The organism is Streptococcus oralis (assembly GCF_001578945.1).
GTDB lineage: Bacteria > Bacillota > Bacilli > Lactobacillales > Streptococcaceae > Streptococcus > Streptococcus oralis_Q.
Genome location: NZ_KQ969607.1, coordinates 1 through 479 on the forward strand (window position 1 = coordinate 1; position 479 = coordinate 479).

A 479-nucleotide genomic window follows, 5' to 3' on the forward strand; every position below is an offset into this window, starting at 1 on the left:
GCTTGTGTTACCTTATGATGTGACATTGAAAAATGGTAAGGTTATCAAAGCAGGAGATAAGATTGCCAAAGGTGCCTCTTATGCCTTTACCTTTGAGTTCAACCAAGATACCAATTCAGAGTTTATCAAGAAACTTGTGACTGTTAAGTGGGATGCCAAAGGAGGCCAATGGTCTTATGTTATTAACCAAGCCTTCCTAAACTCTTTAGGAGTTAAAGGAACCTTCGATGCAGACTTCTACATTGAGGCGGAGCGTATTGAAACTGGTGATAAGATTGAGAATACTTTTGTCAATATTGTCAATAAACAAGAAATGACTGCCAAGGTTATTACTCGTACACCAGAGCCACCAAAGCCAAAACACCCAGAAAAACATGCGCTTGATAAAACAGGCCAGAAAGTTCTTGATGGCAAAGAAGTCCAGCTAGGTGAATTGATACAGTACCTTCTTGATGGAGTAACTGTTCCAGAAAGACACC

Annotated in this window: 1 protein-coding gene; it reads left to right on the forward strand. The window is 40.1% G+C overall.

The genetic code is table 11. The annotated features are described in order from the left end of the window. Positions 1-479 (forward strand): LPXTG cell wall anchor domain-containing protein (locus SORDD16_RS10000; protein WP_241734070.1); only part of this gene is annotated, 479 nt, incomplete at both ends.